At 61.1% G+C, this 17,304-nt stretch carries 16 protein-coding genes; 7 read left to right on the plus strand and 9 right to left on the minus strand.

The window, feature by feature from the left end:
• Nucleotides 1-71: 71 nt before the first annotated feature.
• Genes EGM97_RS17065 through EGM97_RS17080 form a run of 4 tightly spaced genes read right to left on the minus strand, consistent with a single transcriptional unit; the run spans nucleotide 72 to nucleotide 2,919 of the window.
• Nucleotides 72-809: an amino acid ABC transporter ATP-binding protein gene (locus tag EGM97_RS17065; RefSeq protein WP_238961687.1), complete on the minus strand. Its 738-nt coding sequence runs from the start codon at nucleotides 807-809 to the stop codon at nucleotides 72-74.
• Nucleotides 796-1,446, minus strand: a complete 651-nt coding sequence (locus EGM97_RS17070) for an amino acid ABC transporter permease (RefSeq protein ID WP_053148465.1) — start codon at nucleotides 1,444-1,446, stop codon at nucleotides 796-798. Before EGM97_RS17070 ends, EGM97_RS17065 begins: the two co-directional genes overlap by 14 nt.
• Nucleotides 1,443-2,111: an amino acid ABC transporter permease gene (locus EGM97_RS17075; RefSeq protein ID WP_238961686.1), complete on the minus strand. Its 669-nt coding sequence runs from the start codon at nucleotides 2,109-2,111 to the stop codon at nucleotides 1,443-1,445. The genes EGM97_RS17070 and EGM97_RS17075 overlap by 4 nt, the downstream gene beginning before the upstream one ends.
• A gap of 22 nt (nucleotides 2,112-2,133) precedes the next feature.
• Nucleotides 2,134-2,919 (minus strand): transporter substrate-binding domain-containing protein, encoded by a 786-nt coding sequence (locus EGM97_RS17080; protein ID WP_238961685.1) that lies wholly within the window; start codon nucleotides 2,917-2,919, stop codon nucleotides 2,134-2,136.
• A 254-nt stretch (nucleotides 2,920-3,173) separates the two neighbouring features.
• Between EGM97_RS17080 and EGM97_RS17085 the strand changes: the two genes are divergently transcribed.
• The 6 genes from EGM97_RS17085 to EGM97_RS17110 all read left to right on the plus strand — a co-directional run bounded on the left by EGM97_RS17085 (nucleotide 3,174) and on the right by EGM97_RS17110 (nucleotide 9,278).
• Nucleotides 3,174-3,881, plus strand: a complete 708-nt coding sequence (locus tag EGM97_RS17085) for a FadR/GntR family transcriptional regulator (protein ID WP_238961684.1) — start codon at nucleotides 3,174-3,176, stop codon at nucleotides 3,879-3,881.
• Nucleotides 3,882-4,002: 121 nt separating this feature from the next.
• On the plus strand, nucleotides 4,003-4,332 hold the full coding sequence (gene trxA / locus EGM97_RS17090) for a thioredoxin TrxA (RefSeq protein ID WP_232776836.1): 330 nt from the start codon (nucleotides 4,003-4,005) through the stop codon (nucleotides 4,330-4,332).
• Nucleotides 4,333-4,571: 239 nt separating this feature from the next.
• Nucleotides 4,572-5,831 (plus strand): transcription termination factor Rho, encoded by a 1,260-nt coding sequence (rho, locus tag EGM97_RS17095; RefSeq protein ID WP_053148453.1) that lies wholly within the window; start codon nucleotides 4,572-4,574, stop codon nucleotides 5,829-5,831.
• A gap of 125 nt (nucleotides 5,832-5,956) precedes the next feature.
• Entirely contained in the window at nucleotides 5,957-7,423 is a 1,467-nt protein-coding gene (ubiD, locus tag EGM97_RS17100; RefSeq protein ID WP_238961683.1) for a 4-hydroxy-3-polyprenylbenzoate decarboxylase, read from the plus strand.
• Nucleotides 7,423-8,391, plus strand: a complete 969-nt coding sequence (locus EGM97_RS17105; RefSeq protein ID WP_238961682.1) for a CDP-6-deoxy-delta-3,4-glucoseen reductase — start codon at nucleotides 7,423-7,425, stop codon at nucleotides 8,389-8,391. Before ubiD ends, EGM97_RS17105 begins: the two co-directional genes overlap by 1 nt.
• 218 nt (nucleotides 8,392-8,609) lie before the next feature.
• Nucleotides 8,610-9,278, plus strand: coding sequence for a gamma-glutamylcyclotransferase (locus EGM97_RS17110; RefSeq protein ID WP_238961681.1), 669 nt, complete (start codon nucleotides 8,610-8,612; stop codon nucleotides 9,276-9,278).
• On the opposite strand, the gene glpT is transcribed toward EGM97_RS17110, so the two are convergent.
• Both glpT and EGM97_RS17120 read right to left on the minus strand, forming a co-directional pair.
• Nucleotides 9,254-10,603, minus strand: a complete 1,350-nt coding sequence (gene glpT, locus EGM97_RS17115) for a glycerol-3-phosphate transporter (protein ID WP_238961680.1) — start codon at nucleotides 10,601-10,603, stop codon at nucleotides 9,254-9,256. The two genes, EGM97_RS17110 and glpT, sit on opposite strands and share 25 nt — an antisense overlap.
• A 283-nt stretch (nucleotides 10,604-10,886) precedes the next feature.
• Complete coding sequence (locus tag EGM97_RS17120) at nucleotides 10,887-11,864, minus strand: NADPH:quinone oxidoreductase family protein (protein WP_238961679.1); 978 nt, start codon at nucleotides 11,862-11,864, stop codon at nucleotides 10,887-10,889.
• A 150-nt stretch (nucleotides 11,865-12,014) separates the two neighbouring features.
• Between EGM97_RS17120 and EGM97_RS17125 the strand changes: the two genes are divergently transcribed.
• The gene (locus EGM97_RS17125) at nucleotides 12,015-12,431 is read left to right on the plus strand and encodes a flagellar basal body-associated protein FliL (RefSeq protein WP_053149666.1); all 417 of its coding nucleotides are present in this window, start codon (nucleotides 12,015-12,017) and stop codon (nucleotides 12,429-12,431) included.
• Between the two features lie 11 nt (nucleotides 12,432-12,442).
• Here the strand turns inward: EGM97_RS17125 and EGM97_RS17130 are convergent, their stop codons facing one another.
• The 3 genes from EGM97_RS17130 to EGM97_RS17140 are packed head-to-tail and all read right to left on the minus strand — an operon-like array spanning nucleotide 12,443 to nucleotide 17,249.
• Nucleotides 12,443-13,561: an ABC transporter permease gene (locus EGM97_RS17130; RefSeq protein WP_238961678.1), complete on the minus strand. Its 1,119-nt coding sequence runs from the start codon at nucleotides 13,559-13,561 to the stop codon at nucleotides 12,443-12,445.
• Nucleotides 13,561-16,287 (minus strand): ribosome-associated ATPase/putative transporter RbbA, encoded by a 2,727-nt coding sequence (rbbA, locus tag EGM97_RS17135; protein WP_238961677.1) that lies wholly within the window; start codon nucleotides 16,285-16,287, stop codon nucleotides 13,561-13,563. The genes EGM97_RS17130 and rbbA overlap by 1 nt, the downstream gene beginning before the upstream one ends.
• A complete protein-coding gene (locus EGM97_RS17140; RefSeq protein WP_238961676.1) occupies nucleotides 16,284-17,249 on the minus strand; it encodes an HlyD family secretion protein in 966 nt (321 codons plus the stop codon). The genes rbbA and EGM97_RS17140 overlap by 4 nt, the downstream gene beginning before the upstream one ends.
• Nucleotides 17,250-17,304 lie beyond the last annotated feature (55 nt).

Below are 17,304 nucleotides of genomic sequence, written 5' to 3' on the forward strand. Positions count from 1 at the left end.
AAATCGCGATGGGCGACAATCCGAGGTGGGAGCGAGCCTGCTCGCGATGAGGCCAGAACAGGCGCCACGCTTCAGGCCACGGACTCGACCGTCCCGATGAAGTTCGCCAGTTCTGCTGTCTGCGGATGGGCGAACAGCACCTTGGGATCCCCCACTTCATGGACCTTGCCCTGGTGCATGAACACCAGCTTGTCCCCCACCTCGCGGGCGAACCGCATTTCGTGGGTAACCATGATCAATGTCATGCCTTCTTTGGCCAGCTGTCGGACCACATTGAGCACTTCATTGACCAATTCGGGGTCCAGGGCCGAGGTGATTTCATCGCACAGCAAGACCTTGGGAGACATCGCCAGGGCCCTGGCGATGGCTACCCGCTGCTGCTGGCCACCGGAGAGACGTTCCGGGAAAGCATCGAATTTTTCGCCGAGCCCGACCCGCTCCAGCATCCGTCGCGCCAGTTCGGCGGCCTTGGCCCTGGATACTTTCTGTACGACCTGAGGGGCGAGCATGACATTTTCGCCCACGGTCAGGTGCGGGAACAGGTTGAACTGCTGGAACACCATGCCGACTTTCTGGCGCAGGCTGCGCAGATCGGCGCGAGCGGCGTCGAGGTATTCGCCGTCCACTTCGATCACACCGTCATTGATCGATTCCAGGCCATTGAGGGTGCGCAGCAAGGTGGATTTGCCCGAACCGCTGCGGCCGATGATCGCAACCACCTGGCCTTCCTCGATGCTGAGGTCGATGCCTTTGAGTACGTGATGGTCGCCGTAGTATTTATGCAGGGCGGAAATTCTAAGCAGAGGCATGCAGTCTCCTTTCCAGGTAGCGCGCACTGAGGGACAAGGGGTAGCAGAGCAGGAAGTAACCAAGGGCCACCAGGCCATACACCATAAAGGGCTCGAACGTGGCGTTGGCGAGCATGCCGCCGGTCTTGGTCAGTTCGGTGAAGCCAATGATCGAAGTCACCGCCGTGCCCTTGATCACCTGTACCGAGAACCCCACGGTCGGCGCCACGGCAATGCGCAGGGCCTGGGGCAGTATCACGTAGCGCAACTGCTCCAGCCGGTTCAACGCCAGGCTGGAAGAGGCTTCCCATTGACCATGGGGGATGGCCTCGACGCAACCGCGCCAGATCTCCGCCAGGTAGGCGCTGGTAAACAACGTGAGGGCAATTGCCGCTGCCATCCAGGGCGAAATCTCCACCCCGGCCAGGGCCACGCCGAAGAACACCAGGAACAGTTGCATCAGCAAGGGTGTGCCCTGGAACAGCTCGATATAAGTACGGGCGACATGGCGGGTCAGGGTGCCCTTGGCGATGCGCAGCACCAGGACCAGCAAACCGATCACGCCCCCACCGATAAACGCCACCAGGGACAACGCCAGGGTCCATTGCAGGCCCGTGAGCAGGTTGCGCACCACGTCCCAAAAAGTGAAATCGCTCATTGGGCGCTCCGGTACAGGCAGCGGCGGCCCAGCCAGTTCAGGAACTGGCGGATCAGCAACGCCATGCACAAATAGATCAGGGTCGTCAGCGCATAAGTTTCAAAGGCGCGGAAGTTACGCGATTGGATGAAGTTGGCGGCGAAACTCAACTCTTCGGTGGCGATCTGGGAACAGACCGCCGAGCCCAGCATCACGATAATGATCTGACTGCTCAGGGCCGGCCAGACCTTGCCCAGCGCTGGCAGCAATACCACGTAGCGGAAGGCTTCGAAGCGACTCATCGCCAGGGCCGCGGCGGCTTCCAGCTGTCCCCGGGGGATGGCCTGGATGCCGGCGCGGATGATTTCGGTGGAGTAGGCCCCCAGGTTGATCACCATCGCCAACACCGCCGCCTGCCATTCGGAAATCTGCAGACCCAGGGACGGCAAGCCGAAGAAAATGAAGAACAGCTGCACCAGGAACGGCGTGTTGCGGATCAACTCCACGTACACGCCGAAAATCGCGGCGAACGGCCGGATATCCCAGGCCCGCACCACGGCGCCCACGATACCCAGGCCGACCCCGAAGAGTGCGCCAATGGCCGTCAGCTCCAGGGTGAACAGCGCGCCGCGCACCAACAGCTCGGTGTTTTGCACCACCGGCAGGAAATCGAACTGATAAGCCATGCTCAGCCCCCTCAAGCGTTGGTCAGAGGTCGGCCGGCAGCGGCTGTTTCAGCCAGGTCTGCGAGTTTTTCTCCAGGCTGCCGTCGGCCTTGGCCGTGGCGAGGATCTGGTTGACCTTGTCCAGCAGCGCGGGCTCGTTCTTGTTCACGCCGACGTACACCGGCGAGTCCTTGAGCTTCACTTTCAAGGCCGGCACACGCTTGGGGTTGCGTTCGCTGATGGCCACCATCACCACGTTGCCGCTGGCGATCAGGTCCACCTGGCCGGCCAGGTAGGCGGCGATGGTCGAGTTGTTGTCTTCGAAGCGTTTGATGGTGGCATCTGGCGGGGCAACCTTGGTCAGCTCGATGTCTTCAATGGCACCACGGGTGACGCTGATGGTCTTGCCCTTGAGATCATCCAGGCCATTGATGGTCGCCTCGGGCGGGCCGAACACGGCGAGGTAGAAAGGTGCATAGGCGCTGGAAAAGTCGATGACCTTTTCACGTTCCGGGTTCTTGCCCAGGCTGGAAATCACCAGATCGACCTTGCCGGTAGTCAGGAAGGGAATGCGGTTGGTGCTGTTGACTGGCGTCAGTTCAAGCTTGACCTTGAGCTGATCGGCCAGCAGCTTCGCCGTATCGATGTCCAGGCCCCGGGGTTTCATGTCCGGGCCTACCGAGCCAAAGGGTGGAAAGTCCTGGGGCACCGCGACCTTCAGGGTGCCGCGCTTGACCACATCTTCAAGGCCATCGGCGTGGGCGGGGATCTGACAAAGCATCAAGCTGGCAAACAGGGCAGTGAGCAGGGCGCTGAAACGCAGGGTCATGGCGTATCTCCGGGATCGGTGATGTGGTTTCTGCATGGCGACAGAGCACGGGGCGTGCCAAGGCGATTTTCCGGCGGCGAAAGCCTCGGTTTTACTGGCGGGAGGCGGTCTTACTGGTCTGAACAGTTGCGCCGTATTTCGCACCGTTATCGAGCGTTGGCATTGGCCGCCGAACCCCGCTGGGGCACGACTTGCCGGGCGCTCCGAATAGCTTTACAACTAGCCGCTCACTGGTCCGGTCTGTCGAAAAGAACATGAATTCCATCCCTCGCGCCGTCCCTGAAGTGGCGTTGCAAGCCATCCGTAAACTGATCGTCGAACAAGGCTTCGGTCCCGGCGATGCGCTGCCGTCGCAACGCGAACTGGCCGTGCAGTTGGGCGTGAGTCGGGCATCGCTGCGTGAGGCGCTTTCGTCGTTGAGCGCCCTGGGCACGATCAGCGTGCAGCCGGGCAAAGGGGTGTTCGTGCAGTCCCAAGTGGACGTTTCACGCAACGAGTCGACCCCGGCCTGGCCGTTCGCAGCCCAGGCCTCGCCAATGGACATTTTCCAGTTGCGTTATGCGCTGGAAGGCTTCGCGGCCGGGTTGGCGGCGGTGACGCTGACCCCTGGGGACCTCGATGTGCTGGAGGACAATGTCGAAGCCATGCGCCGGGAGTTGAAGTCAGGGCATTTCGACGCGGCAGCACGACTGGATTTCGAATTCCATCGGCGAATCCTGCTGGCCAGCGGCAACCAGGCAATGCTGAGCATCCTCTCCGCCAGCGCCGAGATCTTCCTGGAGAGCCAGAAGCTACCGTTCATCAGGGCCGAACGGGCCATGGAAACCTGGCAGGAGCACCGCAAAATCCTCCGCGCGCTGGTCCGCCGTGCATCGGGCCCTGCGCAAAAAGCCATGCAGGAACATGTACGTAACGCTGCGCTGCGCACCGGAATCGCCTTTGTCGCGCCCGCTGCTTCCTGAGCCGGACGATACACGCTTGCATGCTCCGCCATAGCGAGACTCAATCAACTGCGGCTTCCTGAACCCGGGAAGGGCCGCTATGATGGGCCACGTTTTTTTGCTGACAACCCCGGAGAATTCCATGAGCAGCGATCTGATCAAACACGTTAGCGACGCTAGCTTCGAGGCTGACGTAATCAATGCCGAAGGCGCGGTACTGGTCGACTATTGGGCTGAGTGGTGCGGTCCGTGCAAAATGATCGCGCCGGTCCTGGACGAAATTGCCGAGACCTACAAGGGCAAGCTGACCGTTGCCAAGCTGAACATCGATGAAAACCAGGAAACTCCGGCCAAGCACGGCGTGCGTGGTATCCCGACCCTGATGCTGTTCAAGAACGGCAACGTCGAAGCCACCAAGGTCGGTGCCCTGTCGAAGTCGCAATTGGCGGCCTTCATCGACGCTAACCTCTAAGCGCTGAATGCCGTTGTAAAAGCCCCGCCAATTGCGGGGCTTTTTCGTTCTTCGGGGCTAGACGCTCGTAAATCCAGGTGTTACATTCGGCCCCGCACTGGTTTCTCCAGCGCCCCCTGCAAGCCGTCGCCGACGCTCTCCTTTCGAATAAGTACGCGATCCTGTCGCCTTCTCCGCGGCGCGGCCTCATTAAGCCAAAAGCTTAATTTTCCCTCCATAAATGATTACGTCATTCCTATATGAATCTGACTGAACTCAAGCAAAAGCCGATTACCGAACTGCTCGAATTGGCCGAACAGATGGGCCTAGAAAATATGGCCCGTTCGCGCAAGCAGGACGTGATTTTCTCCCTGCTCAAGAAGCACGCGAAGAGCGGCGAGGAAATCTCCGGTGATGGCGTGCTGGAGATTCTCCAGGACGGCTTCGGCTTTCTCCGTTCCGCGGACGCTTCCTACCTGGCCGGCCCGGACGATATCTACGTCTCGCCGAGCCAGATCCGCCGTTTCAACTTGCGCACCGGTGACACCATCGTTGGCAAGATTCGCCCTCCGAAGGAAGGCGAGCGTTACTTCGCGCTGCTCAAGGTCGACACCATCAACTTCGACCGTCCGGAAAACGCGAAGAACAAGATTCTTTTCGAAAACCTGACCCCGCTGTTCCCGACCGTGCGCATGAAGATGGAAGCCGGCAACGGCTCCACCGAAGACCTCACCGGTCGTGTCATCGACCTGTGCGCACCCATCGGCAAAGGCCAGCGTGGTCTGATCGTGGCGCCGCCGAAGGCGGGCAAGACGATCATGCTGCAGAACATCGCGGCCAACATCGCCCGTAACAACCCTGAAGTTCATCTGATCGTGCTGCTGATCGACGAGCGTCCGGAAGAAGTGACCGAGATGCAGCGCACCGTGCGCGGCGAAGTGGTCGCCTCGACGTTCGACGAGCCGCCGACCCGCCACGTGCAGGTTGCCGAAATGGTGATCGAGAAGGCCAAGCGCCTGGTCGAGCACAAGAAGGACGTGGTCATCCTGCTGGACTCCATCACCCGTCTGGCTCGTGCCTACAACACGGTGATCCCGAGCTCCGGCAAGGTGCTGACCGGTGGTGTCGACGCCCATGCCCTGGAAAAACCGAAGCGTTTCTTCGGTGCGGCGCGCAACATCGAGGAAGGCGGTTCGTTGACCATCATCGCCACCGCGCTGGTTGAAACCGGCTCGAAGATGGACGAAGTGATCTACGAAGAGTTCAAGGGCACCGGCAACATGGAGCTGCCGCTTGACCGTCGCATCGCCGAAAAGCGTGTGTTCCCGGCCATCAACATCAACCGTTCCGGCACGCGCCGCGAAGAGTTGCTGACCGCCGACGACGAGCTGCAGCGTATGTGGATCCTGCGCAAGCTGTTGCACCCGATGGATGAAGTGGCGGCGATCGAGTTCCTGGTGGACAAGCTGAAAACCACCAAGACCAACGATGAGTTCTTCCTTTCGATGAAGCGCAAGTAAATCGGGCGGGACAGACCAGCTAGAGCCGGGGAAACCCGGCTTTTTGCTATCTGTGCATTCACTATTCGGAACGGGCGGCGTTAAACTCGGGCCCCCGAACGCCACGGCCACCATGAGGCTTTTGCATGCAGTATCGCGATTTGCGCGACTTTATTAGCGGTCTGGAACAGCGCGGCGAACTCAAGCGCATCCAGGTGCCGGTATCTCCCGTGCTGGAAATGACCGAGGTCTGCGACCGCACCCTGCGAGCCAAGGGCCCGGCGCTGCTGTTTGAAAACCCTACCGGCTTTGACATCCCGGTCTTGGGCAACTTGTTCGGCACCCCGGAGCGGGTGGCCCTGGGCATGGGGGCCGAAGCCGTCGGCGAATTGCGGGAAATCGGCAAGCTGCTGGCGTTCCTCAAGGAACCCGAACCGCCGAAAGGCCTGAAGGATGCATGGTCCAAACTGCCGATCTTTCGCAAGATCATTTCCATGGCGCCGAAAGTCGTCAAGGACGCGATTTGCCAGGAAGTGGTGATCGAGGGCGACGATGTCGACCTGGCGATGCTGCCGGTGCAGACCTGCTGGCCGGGCGATGTCGGGCCGTTGATCACCTGGGGGCTGACGGTCACCAAAGGCCCGAACAAGGATCGCCAGAATCTCGGGATCTATCGACAGCAGGTGATCGGTCGCAACAAGGTCATCATGCGTTGGCTCAGCCACCGTGGCGGCGCGCTGGATTACCGCGAATGGTGTGAAAAACACCCCGGCCAGCCATTCCCGGTGTCCGTGGCCTTGGGCGCGGACCCGGCGACCATCCTCGGGGCCGTCACGCCCGTGCCGGACACACTTTCCGAATATGCATTCGCCGGTCTGCTGCGCGGCAACCGCACCGAGCTGGTGAAATGCCGTGGCAACGATCTGCAAGTCCCGGCTACCGCGGAGATCATCCTCGAAGGCGTGATCCATCCCGGTGAGATGGCCGATGAAGGTCCCTATGGCGACCACACCGGCTACTACAATGAAGTCGACAGCTTCCCCGTGTTCACCGTCGAGCGCATTACCCACCGGACCAAGCCGATCTACCACAGCACCTACACGGGGCGGCCCCCGGACGAGCCGGCCATTCTCGGCGTGGCGCTGAACGAAGTCTTCGTGCCGATCCTGCAGAAGCAATTCCCGGAGATCACCGATTTCTACCTGCCGCCTGAGGGTTGTTCATACCGCATGGCCGTGGTGACCATGAAAAAGTCGTATCCAGGGCACGCCAAGCGCGTGATGCTGGGGGTCTGGTCGTTTCTGCGACAGTTCATGTACACCAAGTTCGTTATCGTCACTGACGACGATATCAACGCACGGGACTGGAACGACGTGATCTGGGCCATCACCACGCGCATGGACCCCAAGCGCGACACGGTGATGATCGACAACACGCCGATCGATTACCTCGACTTCGCTTCGCCGGTGTCCGGCCTGGGATCGAAGATGGGGCTCGATGCCACGCACAAATGGCCCGGTGAAACCACCCGTGAGTGGGGCCGGGTTATCGTCAAGGATGAAGCCGTTACCCAACGGATCGATGCCATTTGGAATCAGTTAGGAATAGATTGATGCGTGTAACCCTGCAGCCTTCCGGCGCGGTGCTGGAAATACAGCCCGCAGAGCGGATTCTCGACGGCGCGCGGCGCCTGGGCTACGAGTGCCCGCAAAGCTGCCGCAACGGCAACTGCCATGTCTGTGGCGCGTTGCTGGTGGAGGGGCGCGTCGAGCAGGCGGGCGAAGTGCGCGATCACGGTGAAATCTTCACCTGCATCGCCGAGCCCCTGGAAGATTGCGTCGTGCTGTGGGATGGCGTGCTGGCGCCGGGTGAGTTGCCGGTTCGCCGCCTGGCATGCCAGGTCGTGGAGTGCGTCGACGTGGGAGGCGATGTCTGGCGGGTAAACCTGCGCGCGCCGGCGGGTAAACCGCCACGTTATCATGCCGGGCAATACTTGATGGTCGAGCGGGAAAATGGCGAGAAATCGGCCTTCTCCCTGGCCTCGGCCCCGCATTCGGGGCGCAATCTGCAGTTGCACGTGTTGGTGCGCGAAAACAGTGCCAAGGCTCTTCTTGAGCAGTTGCGCCGTCATCCTAACGTGCACGTAGAGATGCCGTTTGGCGACACCCACCTGTCTGAACTGCCTGATGGCCCGCTGGTGCTGATTGCCGCTGGCACCGGTATGGCGCAGATGCACAGCCTGATCGAGCATTGCCGCGCCGAAGGCTTCAAACACCCGGTACACCTGTACTGGGGCGTGCGGCGTCCGGACGATTTCTATGAAATCGAGCATTGGGACGAGTGGAAGAAGCTGCCCAATCTCTTCCTGCATAAGGTCGTCAGCGATCTGTGTGGTTGGGAAGGGCGCTGCGGAATGCTCCACGAGGCTGTGTGCGAGGACATCAGCGACCTCTCTGGCGTTCACGTTTATGCCAGCGGTTCGCCGGCGATGATCTATGCGACGCTCGATGCGCTGGTGGAAGCCGGGATGGATGCCCACCAGATGCGGGCCGACGTGTTTGCCTACGCTCCGCGGGCATGACGAACTGACCCCAGCCATCATGAGGCTGTGACGAGGGGCAAGCTTCCCACCATAGGCGGGTTATAACTCCCTATATTTCGTATCGGTATTTAGCTTCAGGGCTCAATACCGATAACGTATATAGGCGCGCGATGGCATTTAACTTGCCTCGTCTGTGCCAAACGTCAGCAGCCTGACGCGCCAAGCCACTCCGAACCGCGAGCCAAACGCTACCGGCCATGACCGCTATCGAAACCGCCATTACCTGTGCCCCGTATCCGCCACGCCTCGACCTGGGGCCGCAGCTGACCCGTGAACAATTGCTCGCTTCGATGCACTCGACCATGCGCCTGCATCAAGGCGGGCCCGTCTGGTTGTTTGCCTACGGTTCGTTGATCTGGCGGCCAGAGTGCACGGCGGTGGAGCGGATGCGCGGTCGGGTTCATGGGTATCATCGAGGTTTGTACCTGTGGTCCCACGAACATCGCGGCACGCCCGAATGGCCGGGGTTGGTGTTTGGGTTGGACCGGGGTGGTTCATGCAGCGGTTTTGCCTACCGATTGCCGGAAGAGAACCTTGAAGACTCGCTGTTTGCCTTGTGGCAGCGCGAGATGCCGTTTCCGTCCTATCGCCCGCACTGGCTCAGTTGCCGTCTGGAAAATGGGCGTCGGGTGCAGGCCCTGGGGTTCGTGCTGGAGCGACACCTGCCCAGCTATGCCGGCAACCTGCCGGATCATGTGCTGAGCCAGGTGTTCGAAAGCGCCTGTGGGCGTTATGGCACGACTCGCGATTACGTCGAGCAGACCATCCTCGCCCTGCGCAGCCACGCCATGCCAGACCGGAATCTGGAGGCGCGGCTCAGGCGCTGCAGGTCAGCCCAGGATCAGGCCACTGCCTCGCGGCTCTGACTGGCAACTTGTTTGTGCCACAGGGTTGGCGCAAGGAAGGCCATAGCCAGCAGGCAGGCGCCAACCAGCAACACGAAGCCACCGTTCCAGCCGAAATGGTCCACGGTGTAGCCCATGGCAGCGCTGGCTGCGACGGAGCCGCCGAGATAACCAAACAGACCGGTGAAACCGGCGGCGGTACCCGCGGCTTTCTTCGGCGCCAACTCGAGCGCCTGTAGGCCGATCAGCATCACCGGGCCGTAGATCAGGAAGCCGATGGACACCAGGGCGATCATGTCGACGGTCGGGTTACCGGCCGGGTTCAGCCAGTAGACCAGGGTCGCCACCGTCACCAGCGCCATGAACACCATGCCCGTCAGGCCACGGTTGCCCCGGAAGATCTTGTCCGACATCCAGCCGCACAGCAGCGTGCCGGGAATGCCCGCCCACTCATAGAAGAAATAGGCCCACGAGCTCTTATCCACCGTGAAGCCCTTGGCTTCCTTGAGGTAGGTCGGCGCCCAGTCCAGTACGCCATAGCGCAGCAGATAGACGAACACGTTCGCCATGGCGATGTACCAGAGCATCTTGTTGCGCAGCACGTATTTGACGAAGATTTCCTTGGCGCTGAATTCCTTCTCGTGGCTGGCGTCGTAGCCTTCCGGGTAGTCGTTCTTGTATTTCTCGATCGGCGGCAGGCCCACCGATTGTGGAGTGTCACGCATCGTCACGAAGGCAAACAGCGCGACCATCAACGCCACGGCGGCCGGTACATAGAACGCCGCATGCCAGTCGTTGAACCAGCCCATGCCCAGCAGGAACAGCGGGCCGATCAGGCCACCACCGACGTTATGCGCCACGTTCCAGACCGACACCACGCCGCCGCGTTCCTTCTGCGACCACCAGTGCACCATGGTCCGGCCACTGGGTGGCCAACCCATGCCTTGGGCCCAGCCGTTGATGAACAGCAGGATGAACATGATGGTCACACTGGACGTTGCCCAAGGCGCGAAACCGAATATGAACATCACCCCCGCCGACACCAACAGGCCGAATGGCAGGAAGTAACGTGGATTGGAACGGTCGGACACCAGGCCCATCAGGAATTTCGAGAGCCCATAGGCAATGGCGATGGCCGACATGGCGAGGCCCAGCTGGCCACGGGAGTAGCCTTCGTCGATCAGGTAGGGCATGGCCAGGGAAAAGTTCTTGCGCAGCAGGTAGTAGCCTGCATACCCAATGAAAATCCCGGCAAAAATCTGCCAGCGAAGGCGTCGATAGGTGCTGTCTATTTTTTCTTCAGGCAGGGATGCCTGATGAGCGGCAGGACGAAAGAAAGCAAACATTCAAGGGCTCCAGATTCTTGTTATGACTGCGGATGTGAATGTTACAGTTTCGTTACCGAAAATAGCATTGCCTCTCATCATTTAAATAGGGGAAATTTTCGTTATTGAATGTTCTTAAATGAACATGGCTTTTCAGGCGCGGGCGCGTGTCTGTGCCACCGCCATCGCGAGCAGGCTCGCTCCCACAGGGATTGGCGATGGGCACTCTATCGAGGCCACACGAGACACTGTGGGAGCGAGCCTGCTCGCGATTGGCGGCAACTCGGTTTCACATCGAGATGTTTCAGCGCACCTGCACCACCACCTTCCCCACGGCCTTGCGTTGGCCCAGGTCGTTGATCGCCTGGGCGGCGTTGCTCAAGGGATACACCTGGGAAACCAGTGGCTTGAGCTTCCCCTCGGCGAACCAGCCGAACAACTGCTGGAAGTTGGCGGCGTTGTCCTGGGGCTGGCGTTGGGCGAAGGAGCCCCAGAATACGCCGAGCACGGCGGCACCCTTGAGAAGGGCCAGGTTGACCGGCAGTTCGGGGATACGTCCGCTGGCAAACCCCACCACCAGCAATCGGCCGTTCCAGGCAATGGCACGGATGGCCTGGTCGAACAGGTCGCCGCCCACCGGGTCGTAGATCACGTCGGCGCCCAGGCCGTCGGTGAGGCGCTTGATTTCGTCCTTGAGACTGGTTGCGCTGTAATCGATCAATTCATCGGCGCCGGCTGCCTTGGCGACGGCGAGCTTCTCCGGGCTGCTGGCGGCAGCGATGACCCGGGCGCCCATGGCCTTGCCGATCTCCACCGCCGCCAGGCCGACGCCGCCGGATGCACCGAGTACCAGCAGGGTTTCGCCAGGTTGCAGATTGGCCCGCTGCTTGAGGGCGTGCATCGAAGTGCCGTAGGTCATGCTGAACGCAGCGGCGGTCTTGAAATCCATGGACGGAGGAATGGGCAGGACGTTGTAGCCCGGCACCGCCACCTGTTCGGCAAAGCTGCCCCAGCCGGTCAGCGCCATGACCCGGTCACCGACTTTCAGGTGGCTGACCTTTTCGCCTACCTCACTGACGACGCCCGCCGCTTCGCCGCCGGGAGAAAAAGGGAAGGGCGGCTTGAATTGATATTTGCCCTCGATGATCAGCGTGTCGGGAAAGTTCACCCCGGCAGCATGCACGTCCAGCAGCACTTCGTTCTTTTTCGCGACGGGGCTGGCGACGTCTTCCAGCACCAGCGATTCGGCGGGACCGAATTCTTTGCACAGCACGGCTTTCATCAGGGCTATTCCTTTGGGAGTGTTGGCCGATAAGTGTAGGTGTGAGAGTCAATGGGTCAACGAGCATGCCCTGCCCTGATAGCCAGCCATAAGCTTGTGCTTGAGCGGCGGGGCGGTATGCTGGGCCGCAAACCGGATGAGGAGTCGAATGTGAAAGCGTGGATCATGTTGATGCTGGCCCTGTCGTTGCCTGTGGCAGTGATGGCCGAGGAAGCCAAGGAAGCGAAAGAGGGCGAGGCGCCGAAGGTCAGCTACATCACGCTGAGCCCGCCTTTCGTGGGTAATTATGGCCTCGACGGTACGGCGAAGCTGAAGGTCTACAAGGCTGACGTGGCCCTGCGCGTCACCGGCGATGCCGCCGCTGCAGCGGTCAAGGCCAACGAGCCGCTGATCCGCAACCAGCTGGTCGCACTGTTTGCGCAGCAGACCAGCGAAACGATGAACAACCTCGAAGCCAAGGAAAAGCTGCGTCAGGAAGCGTTGAAACAGACCCAGCAGGTGATGAACGACGAGACCGGCAAGCCGATGGTGGACGATCTGTTGTTCAACAACCTGATCATCCAGTAGATCAGGCTGCCTTACGAGGCCAGGCTCTTGCGGAACCGCCCCAACGCGATTGCGAAGAAAACCAGCCCGATGGCTGCCAGCGCCAGCAGGTCTGGCCACACCACGTCGACTCCGGCATCACGGAACAGGATCGCCGCGCTGAGGCTGACGAAATGGGTGGAGGGCGATCCCTGCATCACCCATTGCAGCCATTGCGGCATGCTGTCCAGCGGCGTGCTGCCGCCCGACAACAGCAGCATCGGAATGATGACCGGAATCGACAGCAAGCCGAACTGAGGTGTGGAGCGAGCCAGGGTGGCGAGAAAAATACCCAGAGCGGTGCTGGCAAACAGGTAAAGGGCGGTCACCGACAGGAAAAGCAGCAAGGAGCCGGCGAGCGGCACCCCCAGCGCGGCCTTGACGATGACCTCCAGCGACACCCAGGTGCACAGGACCACGACCAGCATATTGCTGAAAATCTTCGCCAGCATGATTTCCAGCGCCGTCAGTGGCAGCACCAGCAAGTGGTCGAGGGTTCCATGCTCGCGCTCGCGCAGCAGCGCGGTGCCCGTCAGGATGATGGCCAGGATCGTAATGTTATTGACGATCTGAATCACTGCCAGAAACCACCCGCCCTCCAGATTGGTGTTGAACAGCGAACGGGTGGTCAGCTTCACAGGCGTTCGTTCGGCCGCCGTTGCCTGATTGTCATAACTCATCAGTTCCTGCTGGAAGATCCGTCCGATATAACCGGCCCCCATGAACGCCTGGCTCATGGCGGTAGCGTCGACGTTCAGTTGCAGCGCGGGCTGGCGTCCGGCGAGCAGGTCGGCCTGGAAGCTGGCGGGCACGTTGATGACAAAGGTGTAGCGGCCGCTGTCCATGACGTTGTCCAGTTCCGCATAAGGCAGCGGCACCGGACTCTGGAACTCCGGAGGCTGCAGCGCTTGGGCCAGTTGGCGGGAAACATGGCTCTGGTCTTCATCCACCACCGCTACGCTGGCGTTGTGAACGCCGATGACCGAGCCGGCGGCGGGCATGTAGATAGCCACGGTGAAGGCGTAGACCAGAAACAGCAGCAGAACCGAGTCGTATCGCAGGCTGGTCAATTCCTTGAGTCCAAGACGCCAGATGTGTGAGAGCGTGTGCATCAGGCCTCCTGCTTCTTCAGCATGACCAGGCTGATCCCGGTGAAACCCAGGAAAAAGCCGCATAACGCCAGGCATTGCGGCCATAGCTGACGCAGGTCCAGGGCCTTGGTAAAAGTGCCGACGGCGATATCCAGGAAGTAGCCGGCGGGAAACAACTGGCCCATGACCGACGCGGCACCTTCCAGAGATGAGCGTGGCACGATCAACCCGGAGAACTGGATGGTCGGCAGGCTGGTGAGGATCATGGTGCCGAGGATCGCTGCGATCTGGGTGCGAGTGAACGCCGAAATCAGCAATCCCAGGCTGGTGGTCGCCAGCACATAGAGCAGGCCGCCCAATGCCAGGGTCAGGCCGCTGCCTTTGAACGGCACGCCGAACAACCAGCGATTCATTGCCGCCAGCAGGGCAAGATTGATCAGGCTGACGGCCAGATAGGGTGCCTGTTTGCCCAGAAGGAACTCCAGGCGAGTCAGTGGGGTGGCGTAGAAATTGGTGATCGAGCCGAGTTCCTTCTCCCGGACGATGCCCAGCGCAGTCAGCATGGCCGGGATGAAGGCCAGGATCAGTGCCATGACGCCAGGGCCGATGGCGTTCACGCTGACCACATCCTGGTTATAGCGGAACCGGGTCTGCAACTGCGCTCCGGCCTGCCGGTTCAGTGCCGGGCTACTCTGCTCGGCCAACTGCTCGAGATTGACCTGGTGCACGGCCTCTACGTAGTTACGGCTGGTCTCGGCTCGAAATGGCATGCCGCCGTCCAGCCAGGCACCGACGGAGGGTTGTCGGCCGGCATACAGATCCCGTCCGAACCCCGGAGGTATCTCCAGGGCGAGCTTGATTTCCGAGCGTTGCAGACGTCGATGCAGTTCGTTCGCGTCTCGTATGGGCGGCTGTTCCTCGAAGTAACGCGAGCCGCGAAAAGCCTCCAGGTAGGCACGGCTTTGCGGGCTCTGATCCTGGTCAAACACGGCGAACGCCAGTTTTTCCACGTCAAGGGAGATGCCGTAGCCGAAGATCACCATCATGAACAGGGCGCCGAGAAAGGCGAAAGCCATGCGGACTTTGTCCCGCAACAACTCCTTGCCCTCCCGGCTCGCGACGGCCAGCAGGCGGCCGAGGCTGAAGCCGTGCCGGTTTTGCGCAATGTCCCCGTGGTCGAGGGCCACGGGGGTGGAGGCTGGCTGCGTCTGGCCCTGGACCTGTTCCAGGCAGGTGACGAAAGCCGTTTCCAGGGTCTGGCCATTGAACTGCGTCTGCAGAGCTTGTGGTGTGTCGCAGGCCAGGACCTTGCCGGCGTGCATCAGTGAAATGCGGTCGCAACGCTGGGCTTCGTTCATGAAGTGCGTAGAAAGGAAAATTGTCACGCCTTGCTCGCGGGACAGCTCGATCAATAACCGCCAGAAGTCATCCCGTGCCGCCGGGTCGACGCCTGATGTCGGCTCATCCAGAATCAGGACTTCCGGGCGATGCAACACCGCTACGGCCAGGGACAGGCGCTGGCGCAGGCCCAGGGGTAACGCCCCGGAAGGTTGGTCGGCGAGGTCTTGAAGCTTGAAGCGCTCGATCAGCTCTTCGATACGGCTGCCGCTTTCAGTCTTGGGCAGGTCGAACAGCCTGGCGTGCAAGGCCAGGTTCTGGCGTACGCTCAGTTCGCCATACAGCGAAAAATTCTGGGACATGAAGCCCACCCGTTTGCGGGTCGCCAGGTCCCTGGCGTTGACCGGGTTGCCCAACAGCCTGGCGCTGCCTTCGCTGGCTGGCATGAGTCCGGTCAGCACTTTCATCGTGGTGGTCTTGCCGCAACCGTTTGAACCCAGGAACCCGAAAATTTCCCCACGACCAATGGCGAAGCTGACCTTGTCGACCGCCGTGAATTCACCGAAGCGCAACGTCAGATCGTGGGCTTCGATAGCGATATCGGCGGTGCCGTGGGGCCTGGGGGGAATCGTCAACGGGTCAACGTCGCGGCCGCCATTGCCCTGGAAATGGGTAAACGCTGAATCGAGCTTGCCGTCAGGTGTGACGGCTGCCAATTCTGCGCTCAGTCCCTTGGCCAACAAGCGACCGTTGTCGAGCATCAGGCAATGCTCGAACTGCTCGGCCTCTTCCATATAGGCCGTGGCGACCAACAGAGTCAGTCGTGGTCGTTGCCGGCGTACGTCTTCTATCAGTTCCCAGAACCGTCGCCGGGACAGCGGATCCACGCCGGTGGTGGGTTCGTCGAGAATCAGCAAGTCCGGTTCGTGAATCAGCGCGCAACACAAGCCCAGCTTCTGCTTCATGCCGCCGGACAATTTGCCTGCCGGGCGGTCGGCAAAGCCCTGCAAGTCGGTTGCCAGTAACAGTTTGCCCATGCGCTGTTCGCATTCTGATCGCGACAGTCCGAACAACGTGCCGAAAAACCGGATGTTCTCGCGTATCGACAGGTCCGGATAAAGGTTGCCACCCAGTCCTTGCGGCATGAAAGCGATACGGCGATAGAGGGCAGTGCGATGACGTCGATCTTCAATCGAGGCGCCCAGCACATCCAGTTGGCCGCGCTGCAATTTTTTCACTCCGGCGATCAGCCCCAGCAGACTGGATTTGCCCGCTCCGTCCGGGCCGATCAGGCCACAGCGAGTACCGGCAGGCAGGCTGAAGGCGATGTCGCGCAATGCGACATGCTGGCCGTAGCGATGCTCGATGCCCGTAGCGTGCAGTGCCGGTTCGCCGCCGGTGACGCTCATTGCAGATTGGCCGGCCAGTCAATGGGCGCGGTACGCACGTAGCCGGCGCCAGGCATACCGGGTTTGGCCTGGGGCACTTCACCGGGCCGGGTCAGGCGCACCTTGACGCGAAACACCAGTTTCTGGCGTTCGTCCCGGGTTTCGACTTCCTTGGGAGTGAATTGGGATTTGGCCGCAACGAAGCTGACCGTCGCGGGCAACGGACGCTCGGGGAGGGCATCGAGCAACAGCCGTGCTTCGTCGCCTACCGCCAGTTTCCCGGCCACCGACGCAGGCAGGTAAAGGTTCATGTACTGATCGTTCGGATCGATCATCATCAGCACGCGTCCGCCGGCCCCCAGTACTTCGCCGGGTTCGGCCAGGCGCAGCTGGATCACGCCATCGATGGGCGCGCGCAGGCTGCTGTCGTCTATTTCGCTGGTCAGTTGGGCGACCTGGGCGAGCGTCGCGCCGATGGTGGCGCTTGCCGCCGATAGCTGGGCCCGGGCAGCATTGACTGCGGCATTTGCAGTATCGAAGCGGGCTTGCTGCTGGTCGATGGCCTGTTCGCTGGCGTAACCGCGCTTGAACAATTCCCGCGTTCGCTTGAGTTCCTGTTGGGCAAGCAATTGCTCGCTGTGGCGCAATTGCACGTTGGCCTCGGTGGCGGCGAGGTTCTCCCGCGCCCGCACCACTTCGGCTTCGGCCTGGTTGCGCTGGGCCTCGAGCGTGCGAGTATCCATGCGTGCCAGCAACTGGCCCTTGACCACGGGATCGCCTTCATCGACATGTACCTCAGCCAGGCGGCCGGGGGTTTTGCTGGCGATCTGGACTTCGGTGGCCTCCAGGCGACCATTGCCCATGCTCAGCCCCTCCGGCAGACGGTCCTGCCGTGATTTCCAATAGCCGAAGCCACCGGCGGCCAGCAGCACCGCCATCAGGATGAATGCAAAAAAGCGAGAGCGATGAGAGGGCGTCGACATGTCCGGCATCCTGCGGCTGTAGCGCTGCAGTCTAGCGGGGGTGCCATGGGACGAG

Origin of the sequence: Pseudomonas sp. AF32 (genome assembly GCF_022342325.2) — a bacterium.
Classification (GTDB): Bacteria; Pseudomonadota; Gammaproteobacteria; order Pseudomonadales; family Pseudomonadaceae; genus Aquipseudomonas; species Aquipseudomonas uvaldensis.

What these genes read in the sequence shown, in the direction of transcription:
- EGM97_RS17065 (WP_238961687.1), bottom strand. Translation starts at nt 809, where the DNA reads ATGCCTCTGCTTAGAATTTCCGCCCTGCATAAATACTACGGCGACCAT.
- EGM97_RS17070 (WP_053148465.1), bottom strand. Translation starts at nt 1,446, where the DNA reads ATGAGCGATTTCACTTTTTGGGACGTGGTGCGCAACCTGCTCACGGGC.
- EGM97_RS17075 (WP_238961686.1), bottom strand. Translation starts at nt 2,111, where the DNA reads ATGGCTTATCAGTTCGATTTCCTGCCGGTGGTGCAAAACACCGAGCTG.
- EGM97_RS17080 (WP_238961685.1), bottom strand. Translation starts at nt 2,919, where the DNA reads ATGACCCTGCGTTTCAGCGCCCTGCTCACTGCCCTGTTTGCCAGCTTG.
- EGM97_RS17085 (WP_238961684.1), top strand. Translation starts at nt 3,174, where the DNA reads ATGAATTCCATCCCTCGCGCCGTCCCTGAAGTGGCGTTGCAAGCCATC.
- trxA (WP_232776836.1), top strand. Translation starts at nt 4,003, where the DNA reads ATGAGCAGCGATCTGATCAAACACGTTAGCGACGCTAGCTTCGAGGCT.
- rho (WP_053148453.1), top strand. Translation starts at nt 4,572, where the DNA reads ATGAATCTGACTGAACTCAAGCAAAAGCCGATTACCGAACTGCTCGAA.
- ubiD (WP_238961683.1), top strand. Translation starts at nt 5,957, where the DNA reads ATGCAGTATCGCGATTTGCGCGACTTTATTAGCGGTCTGGAACAGCGC.
- EGM97_RS17105 (WP_238961682.1), top strand. Translation starts at nt 7,423, where the DNA reads ATGCGTGTAACCCTGCAGCCTTCCGGCGCGGTGCTGGAAATACAGCCC.
- EGM97_RS17110 (WP_238961681.1), top strand. Translation starts at nt 8,610, where the DNA reads ATGACCGCTATCGAAACCGCCATTACCTGTGCCCCGTATCCGCCACGC.
- glpT (WP_238961680.1), bottom strand. Translation starts at nt 10,603, where the DNA reads ATGTTTGCTTTCTTTCGTCCTGCCGCTCATCAGGCATCCCTGCCTGAA.
- EGM97_RS17120 (WP_238961679.1), bottom strand. Translation starts at nt 11,864, where the DNA reads ATGAAAGCCGTGCTGTGCAAAGAATTCGGTCCCGCCGAATCGCTGGTG.
- EGM97_RS17130 (WP_238961678.1), bottom strand. Translation starts at nt 13,561, where the DNA reads ATGCACACGCTCTCACACATCTGGCGTCTTGGACTCAAGGAATTGACC.
- rbbA (WP_238961677.1), bottom strand. Translation starts at nt 16,287, where the DNA reads ATGAGCGTCACCGGCGGCGAACCGGCACTGCACGCTACGGGCATCGAG.
- EGM97_RS17140 (WP_238961676.1), bottom strand. Translation starts at nt 17,249, where the DNA reads ATGTCGACGCCCTCTCATCGCTCTCGCTTTTTTGCATTCATCCTGATG.